21 protein-coding genes are annotated in these 24,842 nt (G+C 66.3%); 16 read left to right on the top strand and 5 right to left on the bottom strand.

Going from position 1 to position 24,842, the window contains the following annotated elements; all coding sequences use genetic code 11:
• Window positions 1–437 precede the first annotated feature (437 nt).
• The 4 genes from PKE72_RS02090 to aguB all read left to right on the top strand — a co-directional run bounded on the left by PKE72_RS02090 (window position 438) and on the right by aguB (window position 6,334).
• Window positions 438–1,604: a capsular biosynthesis protein gene (locus PKE72_RS02090; protein WP_271163811.1), complete on the top strand. Its 1,167-nt coding sequence runs from the start codon at window positions 438–440 to the stop codon at window positions 1,602–1,604.
• A 179-nt stretch (window positions 1,605–1,783) separates the two neighbouring features.
• Window positions 1,784–4,291 carry a TonB-dependent receptor gene (locus tag PKE72_RS02085; protein ID WP_271163810.1) on the top strand — a complete coding sequence of 836 codons (2,508 nt, stop codon included), beginning with the start codon at window positions 1,784–1,786 and terminating at the stop codon, window positions 4,289–4,291.
• Window positions 4,292–4,466: 175 nt separating this feature from the next.
• On the top strand, window positions 4,467–5,474 hold the full coding sequence (locus PKE72_RS02080; protein WP_271163809.1) for an agmatine deiminase family protein: 1,008 nt from the start codon (window positions 4,467–4,469) through the stop codon (window positions 5,472–5,474).
• A complete protein-coding gene (aguB, locus tag PKE72_RS02075; protein WP_271163808.1) occupies window positions 5,471–6,334 on the top strand; it encodes an N-carbamoylputrescine amidase in 864 nt (287 codons plus the stop codon). The genes PKE72_RS02080 and aguB overlap by 4 nt, the downstream gene beginning before the upstream one ends.
• 24 nt (window positions 6,335–6,358) lie before the next feature.
• On the opposite strand, the gene PKE72_RS02070 is transcribed toward aguB, so the two are convergent.
• Window positions 6,359–7,090: an alpha/beta fold hydrolase gene (locus tag PKE72_RS02070; RefSeq protein WP_271163807.1), complete on the bottom strand. Its 732-nt coding sequence runs from the start codon at window positions 7,088–7,090 to the stop codon at window positions 6,359–6,361.
• A gap of 48 nt (window positions 7,091–7,138) precedes the next feature.
• Between PKE72_RS02070 and PKE72_RS02065 the strand changes: the two genes are divergently transcribed.
• The 7 genes from PKE72_RS02065 (at window position 7,139) to rplT (ending at window position 13,368) form a co-directional block, all read left to right on the top strand.
• Window positions 7,139–7,453: a DUF5076 domain-containing protein gene (locus PKE72_RS02065; protein WP_271163806.1), complete on the top strand. Its 315-nt coding sequence runs from the start codon at window positions 7,139–7,141 to the stop codon at window positions 7,451–7,453.
• Between the two features lie 37 nt (window positions 7,454–7,490).
• Window positions 7,491–8,447 (top strand): glycosyltransferase family 9 protein, encoded by a 957-nt coding sequence (locus PKE72_RS02060; protein WP_271163805.1) that lies wholly within the window; start codon window positions 7,491–7,493, stop codon window positions 8,445–8,447.
• Between the two features lie 124 nt (window positions 8,448–8,571).
• Entirely contained in the window at window positions 8,572–9,093 is a 522-nt protein-coding gene (gene infC, locus PKE72_RS02055) for a translation initiation factor IF-3 (protein WP_271163804.1), read from the top strand.
• A 172-nt stretch (window positions 9,094–9,265) separates the two neighbouring features.
• Window positions 9,266–11,236: a S9 family peptidase gene (locus PKE72_RS02050; protein WP_271163803.1), complete on the top strand. Its 1,971-nt coding sequence runs from the start codon at window positions 9,266–9,268 to the stop codon at window positions 11,234–11,236.
• Window positions 11,237–11,300: 64 nt separating this feature from the next.
• Window positions 11,301–12,602: an MFS transporter gene (locus PKE72_RS02045; RefSeq protein ID WP_271163802.1), complete on the top strand. Its 1,302-nt coding sequence runs from the start codon at window positions 11,301–11,303 to the stop codon at window positions 12,600–12,602.
• Window positions 12,603–12,762: 160 nt separating this feature from the next.
• Window positions 12,763–12,960, top strand: coding sequence for a 50S ribosomal protein L35 (rpmI, locus tag PKE72_RS02040; protein ID WP_003166435.1), 198 nt, complete (start codon window positions 12,763–12,765; stop codon window positions 12,958–12,960).
• A gap of 54 nt (window positions 12,961–13,014) precedes the next feature.
• Window positions 13,015–13,368, top strand: a complete 354-nt coding sequence (gene rplT / locus PKE72_RS02035) for a 50S ribosomal protein L20 (protein ID WP_271163801.1) — start codon at window positions 13,015–13,017, stop codon at window positions 13,366–13,368.
• Between the two features lie 69 nt (window positions 13,369–13,437).
• On the opposite strand, the gene PKE72_RS02030 is transcribed toward rplT, so the two are convergent.
• Window positions 13,438–15,078 carry a response regulator gene (locus tag PKE72_RS02030; protein WP_271163800.1) on the bottom strand — a complete coding sequence of 547 codons (1,641 nt, stop codon included), beginning with the start codon at window positions 15,076–15,078 and terminating at the stop codon, window positions 13,438–13,440.
• 161 nt (window positions 15,079–15,239) lie between these two features.
• Here PKE72_RS02030 and PKE72_RS02025 point away from each other — a divergent pair, with 161 nt between their 5' ends.
• The 5 genes from PKE72_RS02025 to PKE72_RS02005 all read left to right on the top strand — a co-directional run bounded on the left by PKE72_RS02025 (window position 15,240) and on the right by PKE72_RS02005 (window position 21,097).
• Window positions 15,240–16,217 (top strand): polysaccharide deacetylase family protein, encoded by a 978-nt coding sequence (locus tag PKE72_RS02025; protein WP_271163799.1) that lies wholly within the window; start codon window positions 15,240–15,242, stop codon window positions 16,215–16,217.
• A gap of 63 nt (window positions 16,218–16,280) precedes the next feature.
• Window positions 16,281–17,357 (top strand): phenylalanine--tRNA ligase subunit alpha, encoded by a 1,077-nt coding sequence (pheS, locus tag PKE72_RS02020; protein WP_271163798.1) that lies wholly within the window; start codon window positions 16,281–16,283, stop codon window positions 17,355–17,357.
• Window positions 17,357–17,776 (top strand): hypothetical protein, encoded by a 420-nt coding sequence (locus PKE72_RS02015; protein ID WP_271163797.1) that lies wholly within the window; start codon window positions 17,357–17,359, stop codon window positions 17,774–17,776. The genes pheS and PKE72_RS02015 overlap by 1 nt, the downstream gene beginning before the upstream one ends.
• The gene (gene pheT / locus PKE72_RS02010; protein ID WP_271163796.1) at window positions 17,773–20,211 is read left to right on the top strand and encodes a phenylalanine--tRNA ligase subunit beta; all 2,439 of its coding nucleotides are present in this window, start codon (window positions 17,773–17,775) and stop codon (window positions 20,209–20,211) included. Before PKE72_RS02015 ends, pheT begins: the two co-directional genes overlap by 4 nt.
• A 277-nt stretch (window positions 20,212–20,488) precedes the next feature.
• A complete protein-coding gene (locus PKE72_RS02005; protein ID WP_271163795.1) occupies window positions 20,489–21,097 on the top strand; it encodes a DUF1134 domain-containing protein in 609 nt (202 codons plus the stop codon).
• Window positions 21,098–21,137: 40 nt separating this feature from the next.
• On the opposite strand, the gene PKE72_RS02000 is transcribed toward PKE72_RS02005, so the two are convergent.
• From PKE72_RS02000 to PKE72_RS01990, 3 genes are all read right to left on the bottom strand, one after another.
• On the bottom strand, window positions 21,138–22,268 hold the full coding sequence (locus PKE72_RS02000; RefSeq protein ID WP_271163794.1) for a CobW family GTP-binding protein: 1,131 nt from the start codon (window positions 22,266–22,268) through the stop codon (window positions 21,138–21,140).
• A 62-nt stretch (window positions 22,269–22,330) separates the two neighbouring features.
• On the bottom strand, window positions 22,331–22,555 hold the full coding sequence (locus tag PKE72_RS01995) for an alkylphosphonate utilization protein (protein WP_008263608.1): 225 nt from the start codon (window positions 22,553–22,555) through the stop codon (window positions 22,331–22,333).
• A 209-nt stretch (window positions 22,556–22,764) separates the two neighbouring features.
• Window positions 22,765–24,807, bottom strand: a complete 2,043-nt coding sequence (locus tag PKE72_RS01990) for an NAD(+) synthase (protein WP_271163793.1) — start codon at window positions 24,805–24,807, stop codon at window positions 22,765–22,767.
• Window positions 24,808–24,842: the final 35 nt, after the last annotated feature.

The following is a 24,842-nucleotide window of genomic DNA, read 5'->3' as shown; positions in this document are numbered from 1 at the left end:
AGATGACGGCGAAGCCCCCCGCCTCCTTCTGGAGGCGGCGGCTTTTGATTGTGTGTCTTATGTTTCGCCATCGAAGATATCTTCTCGGGCGAGGCCCAAAATGGGTTGAACGGTTCCGTTGGAAAAGTCACAGTGACCGAGATGATGGGGTCTCTCGCGAGTGATTTGAAAGACGCAGAGTTGGCGAGTACGCCCCTGCGGAGCGGCGCCGTGCAATCGAGAGATGTCTGATGGTGGATGCGCGCCCCACCGCTAAATCCGTATCGACGCGTCGACAGCGTCGTTACAGACTTCGCGCTCAGGTTTCGTCTTATGTGCAGGCCCGAACAAGGCCGTCGCCTTCGTCACCTCCTATCGGCCCGGGCGATTCCACCGCGCTGAATTGGTTCCCCCCTACGTCATCTACGAACCAAGCCGGTCTTCACGGTCGGCGGTTTTTGATCGTATCCGCGCCGTTCGGACGCTTCAGCGCCCTCCTGGCGAAGGTGCTGGAGGCGCGCGGCGCGACCGTGCGGCGGATGATCTTCAACGCCGGCGACGCAATGGAATGGCGGCGAAGCGGCGGGGTGGTGTTCAAGGGCGGAGAAGAAGCCTGGGGCGCGCGGCTGGCGGAAATGACGGCGGGCTATACCGACGTCATCCTGTTCGGCGAGGGCGGACCCTACAATCGCGCCGTGCTGTCGGCCGCCGAAGGCCTGGCGGCCAGGGTTTGGGTGCTGGAAAACGGCTATTTCCGTCCCGACTGGATCACCGTGGAACGGAATGGGGTCAATGGGTCCAGCGGCCTGCCACGTTTTAAGCAGGCCTATGGAGCGCCGGCGCCGGAACTGCCCGAGCCTGTCCCTGTTGGACGGATTTTGCCTTATCATGTGGTCAATATCAGCACCTACCATGTGGTCCAAGCTCTGGGGCGGCTGCTGTTTCCAAGATATTCCAACCACTACACGTTTTCGCCCCTCGCCCAGTGCCTGGGCCATATCCGGCGCTATCTGGGACTGGCCTTTCAGTCGCCCGTCGCCAGCCAGGTGGACGTCATCGCGCCACGGGGCGACTTCTTCATCGCCTGCCTTCAGCGGGAGGGCGACGCGCAGTTGCTTCGCTATTCCCGCTATCCAGACAACACGGCCTTTCTCGCCGGCGTGATGACCAGTTTTGCGGCTCATGCGCCCCGGCAGGCGCGGCTGGTGGTCAAGAATCACCCGCTCGATCCCGGCGTGATCGATCTGGCGGCGGTGACCCGCCGGCTGGTCATAGAACGGGGGTTGCAAGGCCGGGTCGATTTCATCGACGGCGGCAATCTGGCCCAGTTGTGCCGGGCCTCGCGCGGCATGGTGGTGAACAACTCCAGCGCCGCCCTGTCAGCCTTGGGTTTTCAGACCCCGGTCAAGGTGGTGGGCGACGCCTTCTTCGACTTTGACGGCCTGACCGATCAGCAATCGCTGGACGATTTCTGGGCGGCGCCCCAAGCGCCCGATCCGGCCCTCTTCGCCCGCTTCCGCGCCCATGTGATCGCTCAAAGCCAGGTGAACGGCAATTTCCACGAACCCCGGGCGATTGAGCGGACGGCGCACGGCGTGGCGGATATGTTCGGGCGGAATTTCTAACCAATCCGACATAGAGCGGCATGAATGTTGCGATCTGGCCACAGATGTGGCCTGTCATATCACTGTCGTATAACTGTCGCCTGGTGTTGCAATGGCGGACGTAGATGGGGCCAGATTTCGGCAGGCGACCCCGCCTGTCGCCTTTGGGCCCGTCCGGCCTCCATCTGGGGATAGATGCAATGATCAACCGCAAGCGCCTCTTCTGGGCGACCACCGCCATCGTCGGCGTCATGGCCGGCGCGGGCGCCGCCTCGGCGCAATCGACCGGTACGGAAGCCACGGAAGTCCAGGAAGTCGTCGTCACCGGCGTGCGCGGCGTGCGCACCACGGATGGCACCATCGTCGCCGAAACGGCCGGTAAGACCCGTTCGACCGTGACGCAAGAGTTCATCGCCACCCAGGCTGCCGGCCAGACTATCGTTCAGACGCTGAACTTGACGCCTGGTTTGAACTTCACCAACAACGATCCCTACGGCTCGTCGGGCGGTAACATTCGTCTGCGCGGCTTTGACGGCAACCGCGTCTCGCTGACCTTCGACGGTATTCCGCTGAACGACACGGGCAACTACGCCAGCTACACCAACCAACAACTGGATCCGGAACTGATCGAGCGCGCCTCGGTCAATACCGGAACGACGGACGTGGACAGCCCGACGGCTTCGGCCACCGGCGGCACCATCAACTATGTGTCGCGTCGTCCCGCCACGGACTTTGGCGGCTGGGTTCAAGGGTCGCTGGGCGACTTCAACTTCCGCCGCATCATGGCCTTGGTCGATACCGGCGAGTTCGGCCCGTGGGGCACCTCGGCCTGGTTCGCCGTCTCCAGCCAAGAGTATGACAAGTTCAAGGGTCAGGGCGACCTGAAGAAGACCCAGTACAACTTCCGCATCTATCAGCCGATCAGCTCGAACGGCGACTTCGTGGCTCTGTCGGCTCACTATAACGAGAACCGCAACTTCGCCTACTATAGCCCCAGCCTCGAATCGACGGCTGCCAACGGTGTCGTCACGCCGGCTGAAGTCGAAACCAGCCCGTTTGGCTGGAACGTCGATTACAGCGCCAACTATGTCGCTCCGACCTTCCGCAATGGCGTCGCTGATGTGGACAGCAACACGTCCAGCACCGTCGCCGCCGCCTACTACGGCCTGCGCATCAACCCTTCAGACACGGGCAACATCCGCCTGAACTCGAAGTTCACGCTGGCTGAAGGCCTGACCTTCACCTTCGATCCCTCGTTCCAGTACACCCAGGCCAACGGCGGCGGTCAGCAAACGACGCTGACGGAAACGAATGCGTTGCTCCGCGGTACCCGGACGACTGGCGGCGTTGATCTGAACGGCGACGGCGATACGCTGGACACTGTCCGCGTGATGACGCCCTCGAATACGAACACCTACCGTTACGGCATCAACAGCTCGCTGATCTGGAATCTCAGCGACGATCATCAACTGCGTGCGGCCTACACGCTCGACTATGGTCGCCACCGTCAGACCGGCGCTTATGGCGCGGTCGATTTCGGTGATCCGTCGAACCCGCGCTTTGAAGACTGGTTCGGTGGTCTCGACGACAAGGACAACCGCATCACGAACCTGGACGGCTTCTATCTGCGCGCCCGTGATCGCCTGTCCTATGCGACTCTGAACCAGTTCGCCGCCGAATACCGGGGCGACTTCATGAATGACGCCCTGCGCATCAACATCGGTGTTCGTGCGCCCTTCTTCAAACGCGAGCTGAACCAGTACTGCTACTCGCAGAACTCTTCGTCGAGCGTTCGCTGCACCACCGAGGTCCCGAACGCCACCTTGGCAAACGGCAACGTGACCTTCGCTGCGACTGGCGCGACGCAGTATATCGCGCCCTACTCGCGCGAACTGAAATATGATGATGTGCTGCCTAATGTCGGCGCGACCTACCGCTTCGGCGCCAACATGATCTATGCGTCTTACGCTGAAGGTCTGTCGGCCCCGCGCACGGACAGCCTGTACTCGGTGACCCGTCTGGCCAATGGTTCGATCGGCAACCCCGACGTCCAGCCGGAAAACACCAAGACCTTCGATTTGGGTTACCGCTTCCAGACCTCGAGCCTGATCGCGTCGGCCGCCGTATGGCACACCGACTATCAGAACCGGATCGTCAGCTCCTACGATCAGGACCTGGGCTTTAACGTTGATCGCAACGTGGGCGCCGTGGAATCCTACGGCTTCGACGGTTCGCTGGGCTGGGAGCCGACCGACAAGCTGAGCATCTTCGCCTCGCTGGCGTTGCTGGAAAGCGAACTGAAGGAGAACGTCAACATCTCCTCCAGCCTGATCGCGCTGACCAAGGGCAAGGAAGTTGTCGAGACGCCGAAGGAGACCCTGGGTCTGCGCGTCGCCTATGACTTCAACGACGTCTTCTCGGCCGCCATCCAGGGCAAGTACGTCGGCGAGCGTTGGGTCACCGACGTCAACGACCAGAAGGTCGACGCCTACACCGTCGTCGATCTGGATGCCCGCTTCGACTTCGCGCCCCTGGGTCTGGAAGGCACCTACCTGCAGCTGAACGTCATCAACCTGTTTGACGAGCGCTACTACGGCTCGCTGGGCACCTCCACGTCGTCGGTCGTGGGCCAGCCGGGCTACAGCCGTCCCTTCGCCAACATCTCGGCGCCGCGGACGATCATGGCCAGCCTGCGCTACAGCTTCTAAGCCTAGCCAAGACTGAAACGACGAAGGGCGGTCCGTTCGCGGGCCGCCCTTTTTCTTTGCCCCCGGGATGATGATGCCGCCCGAAGTTGAAGTCGGGGGCGGGAGAGGCCATATGGCGCGGCTCGCGTTTCCTCCCGGGACCCGCCGCCGGGACACAGACAGGATCAGTTCGCCGATGACCGCTTTCATCCCCGCCGAATGGGCTCCGCACCGCGCCATGTGGGTGGGCTGGCCCAGTCATGCGGAATACTGGTTCGAGGCGCTGGAACAGGCGCAGGACGAGGTGGAGGGCCTGGTGCGGGCCCTGGCCGGGCCGGGGCGTGAACAGGTCAAGCTGATGGTCGGCAAGGCCGAGGTGCTGGCGGACGCCCAGGCGCGCTTTGAGGGCGTCGAGAACGTCGAAGTGGTGCCGGGCGAGTTCGGCGACATCTGGCTGCGCGACACCGGACCGATCTTCGGCGCGGGATCCAAGACCGCGGCGGCGTTCAGGTTCAACGGCTGGGGCGGGAAATATGACATGCCGGGCGACGAATTGGTCGCGGGCCAGATCGGCGAACATTCGGGCGTGGCCCTGACCTGGAACGACTTCGTCATGGAGGGCGGGTCGCTGGATCACGACGGAGAGGGGACGATCCTGACCACGCGCCAGTGCCTGCTGAACCCGAACCGCAACCCGGCCTGGAATAAGGACGAAGCGGTCGCGACCGCCGCGTTGGAGACGGCCATCTCCGCCAAGTCTGTGCTGTGGCTGGGGGACGGCTTGTTGAACGACCACACCGACGGTCACGTGGATAACCTGGCCCGCTTCGTCGCGCCGGGCGTCGTGGCCTGTCCTGTCGCCTGGGGGCGGAACGACCCCAACGCCGAGGTCTATGACGCCACGGCCCGCGATCTGTCGGGCATGACGGACGCGGCGGGACGCAAGATCCGTGTGCTGAGGATCCCGTCGCCGGGCCTGGTGCTGGACGAGGACGAACGCCCGATCCCGGCCAGCCATATGAACTTCCTGATCGCCAACGGGGCGGTGATCGTGCCGACCTATGGCGACGACGAGGCCGCGCGGTTCGCCTGCGAGGCCCTGGCGACCGCCTTCCCCGATCGCGAGATCATCCCGCTTCCGTCCAAGGCCATCCTGACCGGCGGCGGCTCGTTCCACTGCATCTCCCAGCAGGAGCCCGCATGACCCGCACCATCTCCGTCGCCGGCATCCAGACCTCGTATGGCGAGGACATGCAGGCGAACATCGCCAAGACCATCGACTTCGTGCGCGAGGCGGCGGGCCAGGGCGCGCAGGTGATCCTGCCGTCGGAGCTGTTCCAGGGACCGTATTTCTGCGTCTCGCAGGAGGAGCACTGGTTCACCCAGGCTTATGAATGGCGCGAGCATCCGTGCGTAACGGCCATGGCGCCCGTGGCCAAGGACCTGGGCGTGGCCATTCCCGTCTCGATCTTCGAGAAGGACGGGCCACAATATTACAACTCGCTGGTCATGCTGGATGCGGACGGCGAGGCCCTGGGAATCTATCGCAAGAGCCACATTCCCGACGGGCCGGGCTATCAGGAGAAATATTATTTCCGGCCGGGGGATACGGGCTTCAAGGTCTGGAAGACGCGCTTCGGCAAGGTCGGGGTCGGCATCTGCTGGGATCAGTGGTTTCCGGAGGCGGCGCGGGCGATGATGCTGATGGGCGCCGACGTCCTGATGTATCCGACGGCCATCGGCACCGAGCCGCATGACGCCGCCCTGCACACGGCCCAGCCGTGGCGCCGGGCCATGCAAGGGCACGCGGTGTCCAATGCGGTTCCCGTCGTCGGGGCCAACCGGATCGGGCATGAGACGGTGACCGAGGTCGGCCAGACTTTCTACGGCCATTCCTTCATCGCCGATCAGCAGGGCGAACTGGTCGAGAGTCTGGGCGCCGAGGAGGAGGGGGTGCTGGTGCACCGCTTCGACCTGGATGAGCTGGACAAGTACCGAGCGGCCTGGGGCTTCTTCCGGGATCGGCGGACGGATCTGTACGGTGCGTTGACGGGCGGGAAATAGCCCGCCATCGCAAGGCGGGGAGTTCTACGCCCGCATCCCCTCCACCGCCGCCACCAGCCGGTCGAGGTCGGCGGGCGTGGACAGCCGGTGGTCGCCGCCTTCGATCAAATCCAGGCGTACGTCGCCGCCCGTCAGCCGCTCGATCAGTTCGACCTGGTGACGCCAGGGAACCACGTCGTCGGCGCGGCCTTGCAGGATGTGGACCGGGGCGGCGATGTCGATGACGCCGTCCAGCAGCAGCCAGTCGCGCGCCTCTTCGAACATGCGCCGGGTCAGGACGTATTCGCCCAGGCCCTCCTCGACGATCAGGGTCTCGCCCTCGCGCAGGATGGCCTGGCGCTCGTGATCGGCCAGGCCGGGCCACATCAGCCGTTCGGTGAAGTCCTGGGCCGGGTTGATCAGGACCAGCCCCTTGATCCGCTCCGGTCGCGCCAGGGTCGCCAGCAGCGAGACCCAGCCGCCCATGGACGAGCCGACCGGGATGATCGGGCCGGACAGGCCGTCGATCAGGGCGACCGCATCCTCGCGCCAGCGGCCGATGGTGGCCCGGCGCCAGTCGCCGGAGGACTGGCCGTGGGCGAAATGGTCGTAGCGGATGAAGTTCCAGCCGCGTTCGCGCGCCGCCGCGTCCAGGGCCAGGGCCTTGGTCCCCTCCATGTCCGAACGGAAGCCGCCGATCCAGATCACAGTCGGGCCGGAGCCGTCGATACATTTGAAGGCGAGCGTCTCGCCATCGGGGCGTGTAAGGTGTTCCATGGAGCGTCCGAATTTGCCTGTTCCCTCCTCGTGTCGTGAGAGACGCCGATGAAATCAATTGGAATTCCCCCTGCTGCGCTGGAGGACGAAATGTCCGTGGAAATGGCTCGGGTCTGGGTGGCGAAACGTGGTCTCCATTGCGTCCTTAACGTTGGGACGTACCGAGACAGTGAATTCCGGGAAGCAAGGGCTTGGGGGGTGATGCTTGCTGACATGGCGCGTCACCTGAGCGATGCGCTCGTGGCGGCGGGCCTGGAGACAAGCAGCGCATCGGCGCTCGATGAGATCCGGGACACGATGGCCCGAGAGCTAAGATCTCCGACCTCTGAAGCAACGGGCGGGTTCAAGCAAACCAAGCAATAGCGACTTGATCTTCCGTCAAGGCGGTCGATAAGGCCACATGTCCCAAGTCCTGTTCGTCACCTCCAATCGCATCGGCGACTGCGTCATCTCCTCGGGCGTGATCCGCGAGATCGCGCGTCAGGTTCCGGGGGCGCAGATCACCGTCGCCTGTGGTCGGCCGCCCGCGCCCTTCTTCCGCTCGGCGCCCGGCGTCGTGCGCACCATCGTGCTCGACAAGAAGAAGATGGCCGGACACTGGGTCGATCTGTGGAAACAGGTGGTCGGCACGCGGTGGGACCTGGTGATCGACATCCGGGGCTCGGCGCTGAGCTATCTGGTCCCGGCGAAACGGCGCATCGTCTACAATCGCTCCTGGGAGACGGGGCTGCGCAAGGTCGAGATGGTGTCGCGCTTGATGGGGTCGCAGACGCCGCTGGATCCCGAAATCTTCCTGGACGATCAGGCGCGGGCTGAGGCTGCCGCCGTCATCGATCCGCAGTGGGCCGGCGGCGCGGGCCCTGGTCCTATAATCGCCCTGGCCCCCATCGCGCACCAGCCGGGCAAGAGCTGGCCCGCCGACCGCTGGGGCGCCCTGGTGGAGAAGCTGAAGGCCGAGCCGCGCTTCGACGGCTGGCGGTTCATGCCGGTGGGCGGGCCGGGCGACCGGCCGCCGGCGACACCCGCGCTGGAGGCCGCAGGCGCGCGCGGCATCGACTTCGTCGGCAAAGGCGACATTCTGGCCTCGGCCGCCGCCATTGATCGGGCCGATCTGTTCGTCGGCAATGACTCCGGCCTGATGCACGTGTCCGCGGCCCTGGGGCGGCCGACACTGGGCCTGTTCGGCCCGACCGAGTGGTGGCTGTATGGTCCCTGGGGGGCGAAGACGCGGACCGCGGCCTCCAACGAGACGCGGGGCCAGTTCGCCCCCATCGAGGATCTGAGCGTCGATCATGTCTTCGATGCGGTGCTGGCGCTGCACGACGCCTATATCGCCGGAACGCCCGCGAACCCTTGAAAAACCGGGCTTCCCGGCGCATATTGCGGGCTTGAGGGGAACGTGGCGACAGCCGCGTGCATTCGCTCATCACGACACACGCCTTCTTTGACCACATAAGGAAACGACGCCCATTCGCCGTCCCATGCAAGCGCCACCCGTGAAAGACGGGCCGCGTATGAACCAGGATATCCGCGCCCCTCGCGTTCTGCTCATTGATCAGAATGGCGAGAAGCAGGGCGTCATGCCCACCTCCGCCGCTCTGGAAGCCGCCGAGGAAGCCGGGATGGACCTGGTCGAGATCGTCTCCACCTCCGAACCGCCGGTGGCCAAGATCCTCGATTACGGCAAGCACCGTTTCCAGGAGCAGAAGAAGAAGGCCGAGCAGCGCAAGCGCCAGAAGGTCGTCGAGCTGAAGGAAATCAAGCTCCGTCCGAACATCGACACCCACGACTACGAGGTGAAGGCCAAGGCCATGCACCGCTTCTTCGACGAGGGCGACAAGGTGAAGGTCACCCTGCGCTTCCGCGGTCGTGAAATGGCGCACCCGGAACTGGGCATGAAGCTGTTGAACAAGGTCCAGGCCGACTTCGAGGAAGTCGCCAAGGTCGAGTTCTCGCCCAAGATGGAAGGCCGCCAGATGATCATGATCCTGGCCCCGCGCTGATCGATAAGATCCATCGCTGATCTGAAGAGCCCCGACCGGACCCGGTCGGGGCTTTTCTTTTTCGCGCGTTGGGGGCGGACCTCTTGCAACCCGCGCGTGGGGCGGCTGAAAGTGGGGCTCGGCTCGGGGGAGGACGTGCGTGGTGTTGAGTTCGGGGGTTAAGGCGGTCGCCATGGCGATCGCGATGGTTCTGTGCGCTGGCAGTGCGGCTGCGCAGGTTCAGTCGGAGGCCGCCCCCGGGCGCACGTCTCCGCCGCCGCTGGAGGCCTACAGCGCCACGCCGGCGGTCGAATATATGGAGGTTTCGCCCAGCGGCGATCTGATCGCCCGAATCACGGTCGTGGGCGAGATCCGCGCCATCGCGGTGACGCGGATGACCACGGGGGAGCACCTGTTCGCCGCCGCTGTCGGCGACGCCAAGGTTCGCGATCTGCGCTGGATCGGGGAGGGGCATGTTCTGGTCGTGACCTCTCAGACGCAAGGCATCCCCTTGCTGGGCGTGTCCCGCCGGGAGCTGTTCTTCGGTCAGGTGCTGGACCTCGAGAAGAAGAAGCTGGTCCAGGTGCTGGATCGTACGCCGGACGTCCTGGCCGTTCTGATCGGCCCGGCGTCGATCCGCAGCACCGAGGAGGGCCCCACCCTGTTCGCGCGGGGCTTCAACATCACCACCGGCCAGATCGACCTGCATAGGATCAGCCTGACCACCGGCCGGGGGCGGTCGGTGGAATCCATGGATCGCGAGATCGAGGACTATGTGCTGGACAGCGACGGCAAGGTGATCGCCATGGCTCGGTACGTCGAGCGCGGCGGGCGGTGGTCTCTGCGATTGCCCAAGGGGCATGGGTTCAGCGAGTCCTGGGCGGTGGACGCGCCGGTCGATACGCCCAGTCTGATGGGCATGGGCCGGACGCCGCGCACGATCGTCGTCGGCGCGGACCGGCCGGATCTGGCCGCCGAGGACGAGGATTCGGAGACGGCCGACGTCTTGTTCGAGGTCAATGTGGACACCGGAGAGTGGAGCCGGCTGCCGTTCGAACATCATCCCGATTTTCTGGTTCACCATCCGCGCACCCGTCTGCTGATCGGCGGCGGCCGTACCGAGGAGGACGGCACGCATTACGAGTTCATAGAGCCGGCGGCGGCGCGGCGGTGGGGGGCGATCGAACGGGCCTTTAAAGACAAGAGGCCGCGCCTGGTGTCCTGGAACGACCGGCAGAATCTGATTGTCGTCTTCAACGACAACGACGAGTCGGGCCTGTATCAGCTGGTCGATTTCACGCGCGGGGCCGCAGACATCCTGGCCGAAGCCTATCCGGACATCCCGTCCGATCAGGTCGGCGAGATGCGTCCAATCCATTATGCGGCGGCGGACGGGCTGGACATCCCCGGCTATCTGACTCTGCCGCCGGGTGTCGAAGATCCGTCGGGCCTGCCGTTGGTGGTGCTGGCGCACGGCGGGCCGGCGTCGCAGGACGAGGCCGGATTCGACTGGTGGGCCCAGGCCCTGGCGTCGCGGGGCTATGCGGTGCTTCAGGCCAATTTCCGGGGCTCCACCGGCTATGGCCTGGCCTTTATGGAGGCGGGCTATGGCGAGTGGGGGCGCAAGATGCAGACCGATCTGTCGGACGGGGTGCGCTGGCTGGCGGGCGAGGGGATCATCGATCCCGAGCGGGTCTGTATCGTCGGCGCCAGCTACGGCGGCTATGCGGCCATGGCGGGCCTGACGCTGGACGCCGGGGTCTATCGCTGCGGCGTGGCCGTCGCCGGCGTGTCCGACCTGCGCCGCATGGTCAACTGGGAGGCGCGGCAGGAGGGCCGGAAGGACAGTCAGACGGTGCGCTACTGGAACCGGTTCATGGGGGCGGCGCGGCTGAACGACCGGGCGTTGGACGCCCTGTCGCCGGCCCTGCTGGCCGAGACGGTCGACCGGCCCCTGTTGCTGATCCACGGCAGGGACGACACGGTGGTGCCGATCGAGCAGAGCCGGGTCATGGCCGAGGCCATGCGCCGGGCGGGCAAGCCGGTGGAGTTCATCGAGCTGAGAGGCGAGGACCACTGGCTGTCGCGCGCCGACACCCGTCAGCAGATGCTGCGCGAGACGGTGCGGTTCCTGGAAGCGAACAATCCCGTGGGGCCAAACTGAGGGATTGAAGGGAGGCGGCGCGACGGCGCTTCTCGCGGGCCAAGCGTCGCGCTAAGCCTGGAGCATGACCCAGACGCCGTCCACGCCTCCCGCCGTTCGCGCCCCTGCCCTGGCGGTGCTGTTCTCGGTGGTCTTCATCAATCTGGTCGGGTTCGGGCTGGTGGTGCCGCTGCTGCCCTTCTTCGCCCAAAGCCTGAAGGCCGAGGCCTGGCAGATCACCCTGATGTTCTCGGCCTATTCGCTGGGCCAGTTCTTCGCCGAACCCTTCTGGGGGCGGCTGTCCGACCGGATCGGTCGTAAGCCGGTCCTGCTGGTCACGCTTGTGGCCAATGCCTTGGGCTATCTGATGCTGGCCTTCGTGCCCAACATTTGGCTGGCCATCGCGGTGCGGCTGTTCACCGGACTGGGGGCGGGCAATATTTCGACGGTGCAGGGCTATGTGGCGGATGTGACGCCGCCGGAGCAGAGGGCGGGTCGGATGGGGCTGATCGGCGCGGCCTTCGGCCTGGGCTTCATCGTCGGGCCGGGACTGGGCGGACTGCTGACCCAGCCGCAGCTGGGGCGGCTGGGTTATCAGTTGCCGATCTTCCTGGCTGCGGCCCTTGCGGCCTTGGCGGCGGTCGGGGTGATGGTCTTCCTGCGCGAAAGCCGGGCCAAGGCTGATCCTTCGGCGGCGCGTCCGCCCTTCCTGGCGGGGTTGAAGGACGCCCGGACCAATCCGGTGGTGTCGCGGGTCCTGATCGTGACCCTGATCTATATGGCCGGCTTCTCGGCCATGGAGGCCGTGTTCGGCCTGTGGTCCGAGAGCCGCTACGCCTGGGGCGCGCGGGAGGTGGGGCTGAGCTTCATGATCGTGGGCGTGGTGTCAACGCTGAACCAGGGCTTCTTCGCTGGGCGGCTGGCCCGCCGGTTCGGCGAGGCGCGGGTCCTGGCGACCGGCATGCTGCTGTTCGGGGCGTCGCTGGTGCTGCAGGTGCTGGCGCCGGTCGAGTGGTTCCCCGCGACCAGGCTGGAGCTGGGCGGTCTGTCCCTGCCGGTGGTCCAGGGTTGGGTCATTCCCATCGTCATGGCCCTAGGCGCCTGCGGCATGTCCTTGGCCATGCCCAATATCTCGGCCATGATCAGCCGGGCCTCCCCGCCCGACCGACAGGGCGCCATGCTGGGGCTGAACATGGCCTCCAGCTCGGTGGCGCGCATCTTCGGGCCCATGGTCGCCGGGGCCTTGTTCTCGGGCCTGGGGCATGACTGGCCGTTCCTGGTCGGCGCCTTGCTGACCGTTCCGGCGGCGGTGATGGCGTTGAACGCCGGGCGGGCGATCCGGCGAGGTCAGGGCGCGGCGAATGCGCCCGCCAAGTCCTTGTCCTGACTCGTCTTGCGTCGCGGGGCGTCTTCGCTTACAAGCCGCGCCTTCGCGTACCGAACCGCCGGGCGAATAGGCATGCCTAGGCGGTTCTTAAACTCTGGAAGGTCAAGTCGTCGGGCTCAAGTAGTCCGAAGGACGGTAGCCCTCCAAAAAGGAGATCGAAATGCCGAAACTGAAGACAAAGTCGGGCGCCAAGAAGCGCTTCAAATTCACGGCCACTGGCAAGGTGAAGGCCGGGGTTGCGGGCAAGCGTCACCGCTTGATCAGCCACAACTCGAAATACATCCGCCAGAACCGCGGCACCTCGGTCATGGCCGACGCCGACGCCAAGAAGATCAAGTCCTACATGCCGTACGCCTGATCGGCGCGCGCTGTACGACGGATCTCAACCCAAAGAATTTGAAGGAATAGCGACATGGCTCGCGTTAAACGTGGCGTAACTTCGCACGCCAAGCACAAGAAGGTTCTGGAGCAGGCCAAGGGCTTCTCCGGCCGCCGCAAGAATACGATCCGCACGGCCAAGGCCGCCGTCGACCGCGCTGGGCAATACGCCTATCGCGACCGTCGCGCCAAGAAGCGCAACTTCCGCGCCCTGTGGATTCAGCGCATCAACGCCGCCGCGCGTATCGAAGGCTTCACCTACAGCCAGTTCATCAACGGCCTGAACAAGGCCGGCATCGAACTGGACCGCAAGGTTCTGGCCGCGATCGCCGCCGACTCTACCGGCTTCAAGGCTGTGGCTGACAAGGTCCGCGCCGCTCTCGCTTAAGTCGAGGCCGGTACGGCAAAGATCAACGCCCGCTCCGGTTCGCCGGGGCGGGCGTTCTTCGTTTTCACATCAGGCCGCTGCAGTCTCGGTCATGGGTTCCGCCGGGGGTTCCGCCGGGCGGTCGATCTCGGCGTCCGCCAGAACCAGCCGCATGGCGTTCAGCAGGGCGTCGGGCTGGATCGGCTTTTGCGCCACCCCGTTCATGCCGGCGGCGATATAGTCCAGCTCGTCGCGCTCGTCAGCGTTGGCGGTCAGGGCGAGGATCGGCAGGCGCGAGGCCGGGCCGGGCAGGGCGCGGATGGCGCGGGTGGCGGCGACCCCGTCCATCACCGGCATCTTGATGTCCATCAGCACCAGGTCGAAGGGCCGGGCCTGAACGGCTTCCAGCGCTTCCTGACCGTTCTCGGCCATTTCTGCGGTGCAGTCGAACATCTCCAGCAGCTTGGCGGCGACGAAACGGTTGGTGGGGTTGTCGTCGACCACCAGCACATGAAGCGTGTCGTGCGGCGTCGGCTCGGCCATGGGCGGGGCGGCGCCCACTTCGTCGGCCGGGCAGGCGCTCAGCGGCAGGACGACATGGAACCGCGCACCGCCAAGAGGCGCCACGCTGAGACCGATGGTCCCGTCCATTCGCTCGGCGATCTGGCGGCAGATGGCCAGACCCAGACCGGCGCCGGCGCCCTCGCGCCCGGCCTTGCCGATGTTGAAGGGGTCGAAGATGGTCGCGGCCGCCGCCTCGGGCACGCCGGGGCCGCTGTCGTCCACGGTCAGTTCGACCCGGAGCCCGTCGCGCGTCGTGCGGCTGGCCAGGGTGGCGACCACGCCGCCGGTCTGGGTGAATTTCAGAGCGTTGCCGACCAGATTGTTCAGCAGCTGCTTGATCCGCATGCCGTCTGCGCGGACCCAGGGGCTGGACTCGAAGTCTGTGCGGACGGTCAGGCTCAGCGCCTTCTCTTCGGCGCGGGCCCGCCACAGGGCGTCGATGTCGAAGGCGACGGCCGACAGGTTCAGCGGCTCTTCCTCCAGGGTCAGCATCCCGGCAGAGGCGCGCGACATGTCCAGGGCGTCGGTCAGCAACCGCAGCAGGCTCTGACCGGAATCGATGACTGTGCGGACATAGGGGCGCAGTTCTTCCTGTTCGAGCTTCTTCTCCATCAGGGCGGCGACGCCCAGCACGCCGTTCAGCGGGGTGCGGATCTCGTGGCTCATCACGGCCAGGAACTCGGACTTGGCGCGGCTGGAGGCGACCGCCTCGGCCTCGGCATAGGCCAGGTCGCGGGCCAGGGCGCCCATTTCCTCGGCGCGCTGGCGGTGCAGGGCGGCGCCGGCCTGGACGACCTGAAGCGCGGTCCCGACCCCCAGATAGCGCCCGTCGGCCACGACGATGAAGCCGCTGAGCAGGGCGCCCAATTCGGCGGCGCCATAGGCCTGGAAGAAGGTTTCGGCGCTGGTCGCCGCCTCGGCGATGGGGGCGTTGCGGTCCATCAGGCTTTCGGCCGGCTTCTTGGCGTAGAGCGCGCGCCCGAACTCGGCCGCCATCCGCAGGGTGAAGGCGTTGCGCTCGATGATGCCGACCGGTCGGTTGTCGTCCGCCACCACGGCCAGGGCCAGGGTGTTGGGCTCGGTCTGGAACCGGTCAAACACCTCGGCGCACGGGGTGGACGGAGCCACCGGCGCGATCAAGTCAACGAAATCACCAATCAGCGGCATTCGGCCCCCCTCATGTCCACGAGGGAGGGCTTAACGGGGGATATTTAACAACGGCTTTGCCGATCATGAACCTTTCGCGGCGCGTTTCGGACAAGTCGTCCGCATTCAGACGGAATACTGCTTGAGTGTTCGCCTGCCGCAGTTTGGGCTAGGCTGAGTGCATGATGACACGTGTTCCGATCCTCGGCCTTATGTTGGCTTTGGCCTTGACCACGCCGGCGCTCGCGCAGGAGCGACGGGTCGCGGTGACGTTCGACGATCTGCCCTATCAGGCGGCGGACGCGGCCTTGTGCGATCCGGTACAGATGATGCGGCTGACCACGGAGTTCGTGGCCATGCTCGAGCCGCTGGACACCCATGGCACGGCCTTCGTCAACGAGGGCAAGGTGTGCGAGCCGACCCGGGTCTCGACCTTGCCGACGGCTCTGAACGTCTGGCTGGACGGCGGACTAGACCTGGGCAACCACAGCTTCAGCCACATCAATATCCACCGCACGACGGCCGAGGCCTATCTGGCCGATGTCGATGCGGGCGCCCCGACCACGCGGGCGGCGCTGGAGGCGCGAGGCCAAACCTTGCACTGGTTCCGCCACCCCTATCTGTTCACCGGCGAGACCCAGGAAAAGCACGATGCCATCGCCGCCGGCCTGGCCCAGCGCGGCTATACGGTCGCGCCCGTCACCCTGGACAACAACGACTGGATGTTCGCCGACGTCTATCGCAAGGCCGAGCGGCTGGGCGACGAGGCGCTGAAGCGCCGGATCGGCGAGGCCTATGTGGCCCATATGACCACGGTGCTGGACTTCTTCGAACCCTATAGCGCCGAACTGACCGGCGGGCGCGAGCCGGCCCAGGTCCTGCTGCTGCACGCCAACAGCCTGAACCAGGTCTATTATCCGCAGATCCACGCCCTCTATCTGGCGCGCGGCTATCGGTTCGTGACTCTGGAAGAGGCCCTGTCGGACCCGATCTATGCGCATGAAGATCGTTATGTCCGGGCCAACGGAATTTCGTGGCTGCACCGCTGGAACAGCACGGACGGCAAACCCATTCGCTGGGAGCCGGAACCGCCCGCCTGGATCGTCGCGGCCAACAAGGCGCCGGCCGACCAGCTTGCCGCCATCGCCTCCGCGCCCTGATCAGGCCCGCCGTGCGCCTTCAAGGGTGACGAAACCGCTTCGGCCCGCTAAGGCACGGGCCAAATGACCGATCTCGCCACACTCGAACTCGACCTGATCAACGCCATCGGCGGCGCCGAAACCGTCGCCGCCCTCGAAGAGGTGCGCGTCGCCGCCTTGGGCAAGTCCGGCTCCGTCTCCGGCCTGCTGAAGGGCATGGGGGCCATGAGCCCCGACGAACGCCGCGAACAGGGGCCGATGATCAACGGCCTGCGCGACCGCGTCGCCGCCGCCATCACGGCCAAGAAGGCCGAGCTGGAAGCCGCCGAGCTGGACGCCCGGCTTCAGGCCGAGCGCGTCGACCTGACCCTGCCGGCCCGGCCGCGTCGCACGGGCGGGGTCCACCCAACCATGCAGGTGATGGACGAGATGATCGCCCTGTTCGCCGAGATGGGCTTTGCGGTGGCGGAAGGCCCGGACATCGAGGACGACTTCCACAATTTCACCGCCCTGAACTTCCCGCCCAAACATCCGGCGCGGGAAATGCACGACACCTTCTTCCTGAAGCCCGATCCCGAGACGGGCGAGCGCAAGGTGCTGCGGACCCACACCAGCCCGGTGCAGGTCCGCACCATGATGTCGCAAAAGCCGCCGATCCGCATCGTCGCGCCGGGCCGCACCTTCCGTAAGGATTCTGACGCCACCCACACGCCGATGTTCCACCAGATCGAAGGCCTGGTGATCGACCGCGACATCCATATGGGCCATCTGAAGACGACGCTTCAGACCTTCATCGCCCGCTTCTTCGAGCTGGACGAGGTTCAGGCGCGGTTCCGCCCGCACCATTTCCCCTTCACCGAACCCTCGGCCGAAATGGACATCCGCTGCGACCGTTCGGGCGGGAAACTGGTGTTCAATACCGGCGACGACTGGCTGGAGATCCTGGGCTGCGGGATGGTGCATCCCAATGTGCTGCGGAACTGCGGCATCGACCCGGATGAGTATCAGGGCTTCGCCTTCGGCATGGGGGTGGATCGCCTGGCCATGCTGAAATACGGCGTGCCCGACTTGCGACCCATGTTCGACGCCGATACGCGCTGGCTGGCGCACTACGGCTTCTCGGCCTTTTCGGCCCCCAATCCTGCAAGCGGACTGAGCTGATGACCTTCCAGCAGAACCCCGTCGTCCAGCGCCGCCAAGTGGTCGTGCCGGACGATCTGGCCCAGCGCAGCCATTACGAGGGCATGACCTTCCCGCTGTTCAGCCTGTACCGGCAGACGGTCGAGGCGACCAATCGGTCGCTGATCGAAAACAAGACCTTCACCAGCTGCGTCATCGAAGGCCCCGGCGTGCTTCTGGCCCTCAGCGGCGTCCATTTCGACGGCTGCAACATGGGCGAGAACGGCGGCGACTTGCGCAGCCTGGTGCTGCGCCCCGTCAGCCCGCAGAAGGTGGTGGGCACCATCGCCATGCAGAATTGCAAGTTCGACCGCTGCGTCTTCTTCGGGATGGGCTTCACCGGCACAGACGAATTTATCGATCAGTTCATTAAGGCCCTCGGGGGCGCGCCCAACGCATGAAGTTCACCCTTTCCTGGTTGAAAGACCACCTCGAGACCGAGGCCGACGTCCATCAGATCGCCGAGGCCATGACCATGGCCGGGCTGGAGGTCGAAGAGGTTCTCGATCCCGCCGCCAAACTGGCGCCCTTCACCGTGGCCAAGATCCTGTCGGCCGAACGCCACCCCAACGCCGACCGGCTTCAGGTCTGTCAGGTCGAGACGGTCGATGGCGTGAAGGAGATCGTCTGCGGCGCGCCCAACGCGCGCGCGGGCCTGACCACCATCTACGCCCCCATCGGCGCCTATGTGCCCGGCCTGGGCGTGACCCTGGTCGAGAAGCCGGTGCGCGGCCTGGTGTCCAACGGCATGCTGTGCTCGGCCTCGGAGCTTGAGCTGGCCGATGAGAGCGACGGCATCCAGGAACTGCCGCCGGAGATTCCGGTGGGGACGCCCGTCGCCGGCCTGTTCGGCGCGGAACCCGTCATCGACTTCGAAGTGACGCCGAACCGGCCCGACTGGCTGGGCGTCGCCGGCATTGCGCGGGATCTGGCCGCCGCCGGCGTCGGCAAGCTGAAGCATTTCGACATCGCCGTGGTGCGCGGGGCCTTCCCGTCGCCGATCACTGTGAGGCTGGACGCGCCCGAGATGTGCCCGGTCTTCGCTGGTCGGGTGATCCGGGGCGTGAAGAACGGGCCGTCGCCGGCCTGGCTGCAAAAACGCCTGACCGCTATCGGCCTGCGCTCGATCAACCGCCTGGTCGATGTGACCAATCTGATCGCCTATGACCGCGCCCGGCCGCTGCACGTCTATGATGTGGCCAAGCTGGTCGGGACCGAGATTGTGGTGCGCGGCGGGCAGGTTTCGGCCGGGACGGCCCATATCGAGGGCGGCGAGCCCGAGCATCTGATCGCCCTGGACGGCAAGACCTATGCGGCCGCCGCGACCGACTGCGTCATCGCCGACGCCGGGGGCGAGCGCCCCATCGGCCTGGGCGGCGTTATGGGCGGCGAGAGCACCGGCTGCGACGAGACCACCACCGACGTCTTCGTCGAAAGCGCCTGGTTCGACCCACTGGTGATCGCCCAGACCGGCCGGGCGCTCGGCATCCATTCCGACGCTCAGTACCGGTTCGCGCGCGGCGTCGATCCGGTCTCCGTCACGCCGGGGCTGGAGCTGGCCACCCGCCTGATCCTGGACCTGTGCGGCGGCGAGCCGTCCGAGATCGTCTTCGTCGGCGAGCCGCCGGCCAGTCCGGCGCCCTTCGCCTTCGACCCCGCCTATGTGAAACGACTCAGCGGCATGGACCTGGACGACGACCGGATCGGGACCATCCTGGGCCAACTCGGCTTCCTGGTCACGGCCGCGCCAGCCGGTCAGGTCGAGCCCTGGACCGTGACCCCGCCATCGTGGCGGCGCGACGTCGAGGGCCGGGCTGATCTGGTGGAAGAGGTGGCGCGGATCGAGGGCTTCGACAGCCTGCCCGACACGCCCCTGCCCGAGGTCGCCCGGCCCGCCGGCGGGGTGCTGAGCCCGCGCCAGGCCCGCGTCCGCACGGCGCGCCGGGCCTTGGCCGCCCTGGGTTACGCCGAGGCCGTCACCTGGTCCTTCACCAAGCAATCCACGGCGGCCCTGTTCGGCGGTGGGGACGACCGGCTGGTGCTGGAGAACCCCATCGCGGCCGATCTGGACTGTATGCGGCCCTCGGCCCTGCCGAACCTGATCCAGGCGGCGGCGCGCAACGCCGCGCGCGGTTTCGCCGACGCCGCCCTGTTCGAGATCGGCCCCATCTATCTGGGCGACGGTCCCAAGGATCAGCGCACGGTCATCGCCGCCCTGGTCGCCCCGCATGCCGCCCGCCATTGGGCCGGCGCCGGTGAGGACGCCCTGTTCGCCCTGAAGGCCGATCTGACCGCCCTGCTGGAAGAGATCGGGGCCCCGGTCGCCTCGCTGCAACTGGCCCAGGGTCAGAACCGCGACTGGTGGCATCCCGGCCGTTCGGCCCGGCTGCAGCTGGGGCCGAAGAACATCATGGTCGAGTTCGGCGAACTGCACCCGCGCGTGCTGAAGGCGCTGGACGCCGATGGTCCGATGCTGGGCTTTGAGATCGTGCTGGACGCTGTGCCCGAGCCGCGCGGCAAGTCGGGCAAGGCGCGGGGATCGGCGGACCTGTCGGCCTTCATGCCCCTGACCCGCGACTTCGCCTTCGTGGTCGAGGACGCCAAGCCGGTCGGCGACCTGGTCCGGGCTGCGGCCGGCGCCGACAAGGCCCTGATCGCCGATGTCCGGGTGTTCGACGTCTATCGCGGCAAGGGCGTGGACGAAGGCTTCAAGTCCGTCGCCCTGGAAGTGGTGATCCAGCCGCGCGAGGCGACCTTGGCCGAGGCCGAGATCGAGGCTCTGACCGCCAAGATCGTGGCGGCGGTGGAGAAGCAGGGCGGCAAGCTGCGGGGCTGATTCAGTCTCCCTCTCCCCTTGCGGGAGAGGGAGACCGCGCACGGCGGCGCAGCCGTCGTCCTGGCGCGGTCGGGCGAGGGGTGACACAGGCGGCGAGGAAGCGACCCCTCATCCGTCGGCCTTCTGACGCCACCTTCTCCCGCAAGGGGAGAAGGAAGGCAAACCCGTAAGCCCCCGTTAACCTTGAAGCCGCAAGGCTGCCGCAAAGGTCGGGGACGGTGACATGAAGCCCGGCGTCCCCGCCGGCTGTCCTCTCGCCGCCCTCGGAGCGCCCCTCATGCATCGCCGCCAACTGATCCTCTCCGGCCTGGCCACCGCCGCCGGCGCCTCGTCAATGGGCGCCTGCGCCACCGCTCCGGCCAATCCCAACTATCCGATCCGGTCGGACAACCAGGCCCAGTCCTACAGCTTTGACGAACTGGTCGCGGCCGGGTCCAAGGAACTGGGCATCGCGGCCGAGGCCGTGGGCGGCGCCATCGAACGGATCTTCGCCGACCAAGGGGATCGCCCCACCGCCTATATCGCGGGCGAGGAGGGCTCGGGCGCGGTCGTGGTGGGCGCGCGTTACGGGCGGGGCGCCCTGCATATGAAGGATCTGTCGGCCTCGCAGGAGGTCTTCTGGCAGGGGGCGTCGGTGGGTTGGGACTGGGGCGGCAACGCCAGCCGGGTCTTCACCCTAGTCTACGGCCTGTACCACCCCGACATGATCTATCGCCGCTACCCCGGCGTCGAGGGCACGGCCTATCTGATCGCCGGTCTGGGCGTGAACTATCAGCAGGCGGACGGCATCGTCCTAGCCCCGATCCGCACCGGCGTCGGCCTGCGTCTGGGCGCCAATGTCGGCACCATGAGCTACAGCCGCCAGCGCAACCTACTGCCGTTCTGATCTGAGATCCGTCCGGGCCTTTCGGCCCGGACGCTTGTCGTCAGGCCGCGCAGGCCTCGAACCCGGCCTTCAGCGCGGCCTCGTCCAGTTCGCGGCCGATGAAGACCGCACGGCTCCAGCGGCGTTCGCTCTCGCCCCATTCGCGTTGCAGGTCGCCCTCCAGGATCATGTGGACGGCCTGGAAGACCAAGCGGCGGTTCTCGCCCTGGACGTCGATGATGCCCTTGGCGCGCAGGATGTTCTGACCCTGTTCGCCCAGCAGCTTGTCCAGCCAGGCCGTGAACTTGGCCCCGTCCAGCGGCCGGTCCAGCGACAGGGAAATCCCCTTGATGTCGTCCTGGTGGGCGTGACCGCGCGCGCCATGGGAATGGGCGTCGTGGCCATGGTCGTGGTGATGGTCATGCCCGTGGTCATGGTTATGATCGTGATGATCATGGCCGCAGTGTTCGTCATGCACATGGCCGTCCGCGCCGTGCGGCGGGTTGGCGAAGTCCGGCTGGACCTCCAGGATCCGATCCAGGTCGAAGGCGTGCAGGCCCAGCACCTGATCCAGCGGCACGTTGGAGCGTTCAGCGCGCACGATGGGGGCCAGCGGGTTCAGCGCCCGCAGGCGGGCCTCGACCGCCTCCAACTCTTTCGGCGTCGCCAGATCGACCTTGTTCAGGATGATGCGGTCGGCGAAGGCGACCTGTTCGCGGGCCTCCTTTGAATCGTCCAGCCGCGCCATCACGTGCTTGGCGTCGACCAGGGTGGTGACGCTGTCCAACTGGGTCTTGGCCTTGACGTCCTCGTCGACGAAGAAGGTCTGGGCCACCGGGCCGGGGTCGGCCAGGCCCGTGGTCTCGACGATGATGGCGTCGAAGGCGGGCTTTCCGGGCCGCTGGCGCTTCATCAGGCCGGCGACCACGCGGATCAGGTCGCCACGCACCGTGCAGCAGACGCAGCCGTTGTTCATTTCGAACACGTCCTCGTCGGCGCCGACCACCAGGTCGTTGTCGATGCCGATCTCGCCGAACTCGTTGACGATGACGGCGTAACGCTTGCCGTGATCCTCGGTCAGGATCCGGTTCAGCAGCGTGGTCTTGCCCGCGCCGAGATAGCCGGTCAGGACGGTGACGGGGATCTTGCCAGTTGCGGCGGTCGAAACGGGGGCGGCGAGGGTGTCGGTCATAGGCCGCTAGATGGCGGCTGACGTCCCAATTGGGAAGAGGGCCGTTTGGGAAGAGGGGGCGGTTAGGCCTTCTTCACGAACTCGACGCGCAGGACCAGGCCGCGCACCTTGTCGACATTGGCCTCGATCTCGTCGGTGTCGCCGGTCAGACGGATATTCTTGACCAGGGTGCCTCGCTTCAGCGTCACCCCGCCCGAGCCCTTGACCTTCAGATCCTTGATCAGGGTCACGCTGTCGCCGTCGGCCAGGATGTTGCCGTTCGAGTCTTTGGTCACGTCTTCGGTCATGGCGAAGCTTCTAGCGACCGCGACGCCGAATATCCACACTCGAGATGCGGGATTCTTGCGCTGTCTCCTCCCCATGCAATGGGGAGGGGGACCGCGAAGCGGTGGAGGGGCTCTTGAAGCCCCACTGACGCCTGTGATGCGGAAAGAACCCCTCCGTCACGGCGCGAAGATGCGCCGCGCCACCTCCCCGCTAAGCGGGGAGGTGAGATTTAATCCGGGACGTTGGCGTCCAGCTCGTCCAGCCAGACCCGCGCATTGCCGTCAGACGGCGCGCGCCAGTCGCCGCGTGGGGACAGGGAGCCGCCGGTGACGACCTTGGGCCCGTTGGGCAGGGCCGAGCGTTTGAACTGGGCGGTCTGGAAGAAGCGGATCAGGAATTTCCGCAGCCAGGCCTTGATGGTCGCCAGGTCGTATTCGACCTTTTCGTCGTCGGGGGTGTTCGCGGGCCAATGTCCGGCGCCGGCGTCGCTCCAGGCCTGGTGCGCCAGGAAGGCGACCTTGGACGGCTTCAGGCCGAAGCGGCTGATGTAGTACAGGAAGAAGTCGTTCAGCGCATAGGGTCCGACCGTGCCTTCCGTGGACTGGAGTACCCCCTCCTTGGCCGGGACCAGTTCGGGCGAAATCTCGGTGTCCAGGATGGCGTGCAGGGTCGGGGTCGCCTCGGCGCCGACCAGTTCGCGCGCGGCCACCCAGCGGATCAGATGCCGGATCAGGGTCTTCGCCACCCCGCCGTTGACGTTGTAGTGGCTCATATGGTCGCCGACGCCATAGGTGGCCCAGCCCAGGGCCAGTTCCGACAGGTCGCCCGTGCCCAGGACGAAGGCCCGGTTCTGGTTGGCCAGGCGGAACAGATAGTCGGTCCGCAGCCCCGCCTGCACATTCTCGAAGGTGATGTCGTGGACCGGTTCGCCCGCCGCATAGGGGTGGCCGATGTCCTTGAACATCTGTTCGGCGGCGGGGCGGATGTCGATCTCGGTCCCCGTCACGCCCAGGGCCTTCATCAGGGCCCAGGCGTTGGACTTGGTCCCGTCCGAGGTCGCGAAGCCCGGCATCGTATAGGCCAGGATGTTGGTTCGCGGCAGGTTCAGCCGGTCGAAGGCGCGGCAGGCGACCAGCAGGGCCTGGGTCGAATCCAGCCCGCCCGACACCCCGATCACCAGCCGTTCGGCCTGGGTCGCCGTCATTCGCCGCATCAGGCCCTGGACCTGGATGTTGAAGGCCTCGTAGCAGTCCTGGTCCAGCCGTCCAGCGTCGTCGGGGACGAAGGGGAAACGGTCCAGCGGGCGGATCAGCTCGCTCTCGACCGCATCCTCGCGCGCCATGAAGGGCATGACCGTCGCCGGTTCGCCCTCGACACGGGCGCATTCGGCGAAGGTGCCGTTCCGCAGCCGGTCCAGGCCGATCCGGTCCACATCGACGTCGGCGAGGGTCAGATGGTTCTCCAGGGCGAACCGTTCGCCCTCGGCCAGTTTCGACCCCAGTTCGTGGATGGTCGCCTGGCCGTCCCAAGCCAGGTCGGTGGTGCTCTCGCCCCAGCCCGAGGCGGTGAAGACATAGGCCGACAAGGTCCGCGCTGAATGGCTGGCGCTCAGCATGGCGCGCTCGTCGGCCTTGCCGATGACGATGTTGGAGGCCGACAAATTCAACAGGATGCGCGCGCCCGCCAGGGCCGCACGGGTCGAGGGCGGCAGGGGCGCCCAATAGTCCTCGCAGATCTCGACCGAAAAGACGAAGCCGGGCCGGTTGACCGCCTCGAACACCAGGCCGGGGGCGAAGTCCACCGTCTCGCCGTTCAGACGGATCACATCCTCGGCCCGGGCCGTCGCCGGGGCGAACCAGCGTTTCTCGTAATATTCCCTGTAGTTGGGCAGATAGGTCTTGGGCACGACCCCCAGAACCTCGCCCGCCCCCATCACCACGGCGCAGTTGTACAGGGCGTCGCCGTTCCGGATCGGCGCGCCGACCACGGCGACCAGATCATGCTCGCCCGTCGCCTGGGCGATGACCGCGATCTGACGCTCCACCTCGTCCAGCAAAGCCGCCTGCATATGCAGGTCGTCGATGGCGTAGGCCGACAGCGACAGTTCCGGGAAGACCATTAGGTCCACGCCCTGATCGGCCGCCTGTCGGATCAGGGTCAGGTGTTCCTCGGCGTTCGCCCTGGGGTCGCCGACATGGCTGACCGGCGTCGCCGCCGCCACGCGCACGAAGCCGTGGGTCTTGGGGGAGTGGAACAGGGGGGTGTCGGCCATCGGATCGTCCGTTATCCCGGCGCGCGCCGGTCATC

Source organism: Brevundimonas intermedia (assembly GCF_027922165.1).
GTDB lineage: Bacteria > Pseudomonadota > Alphaproteobacteria > Caulobacterales > Caulobacteraceae > Brevundimonas > Brevundimonas intermedia.
Note: the sequence above shows the minus strand (reverse complement) of the source record. Positions and strands in the feature narration are given on the sequence as shown.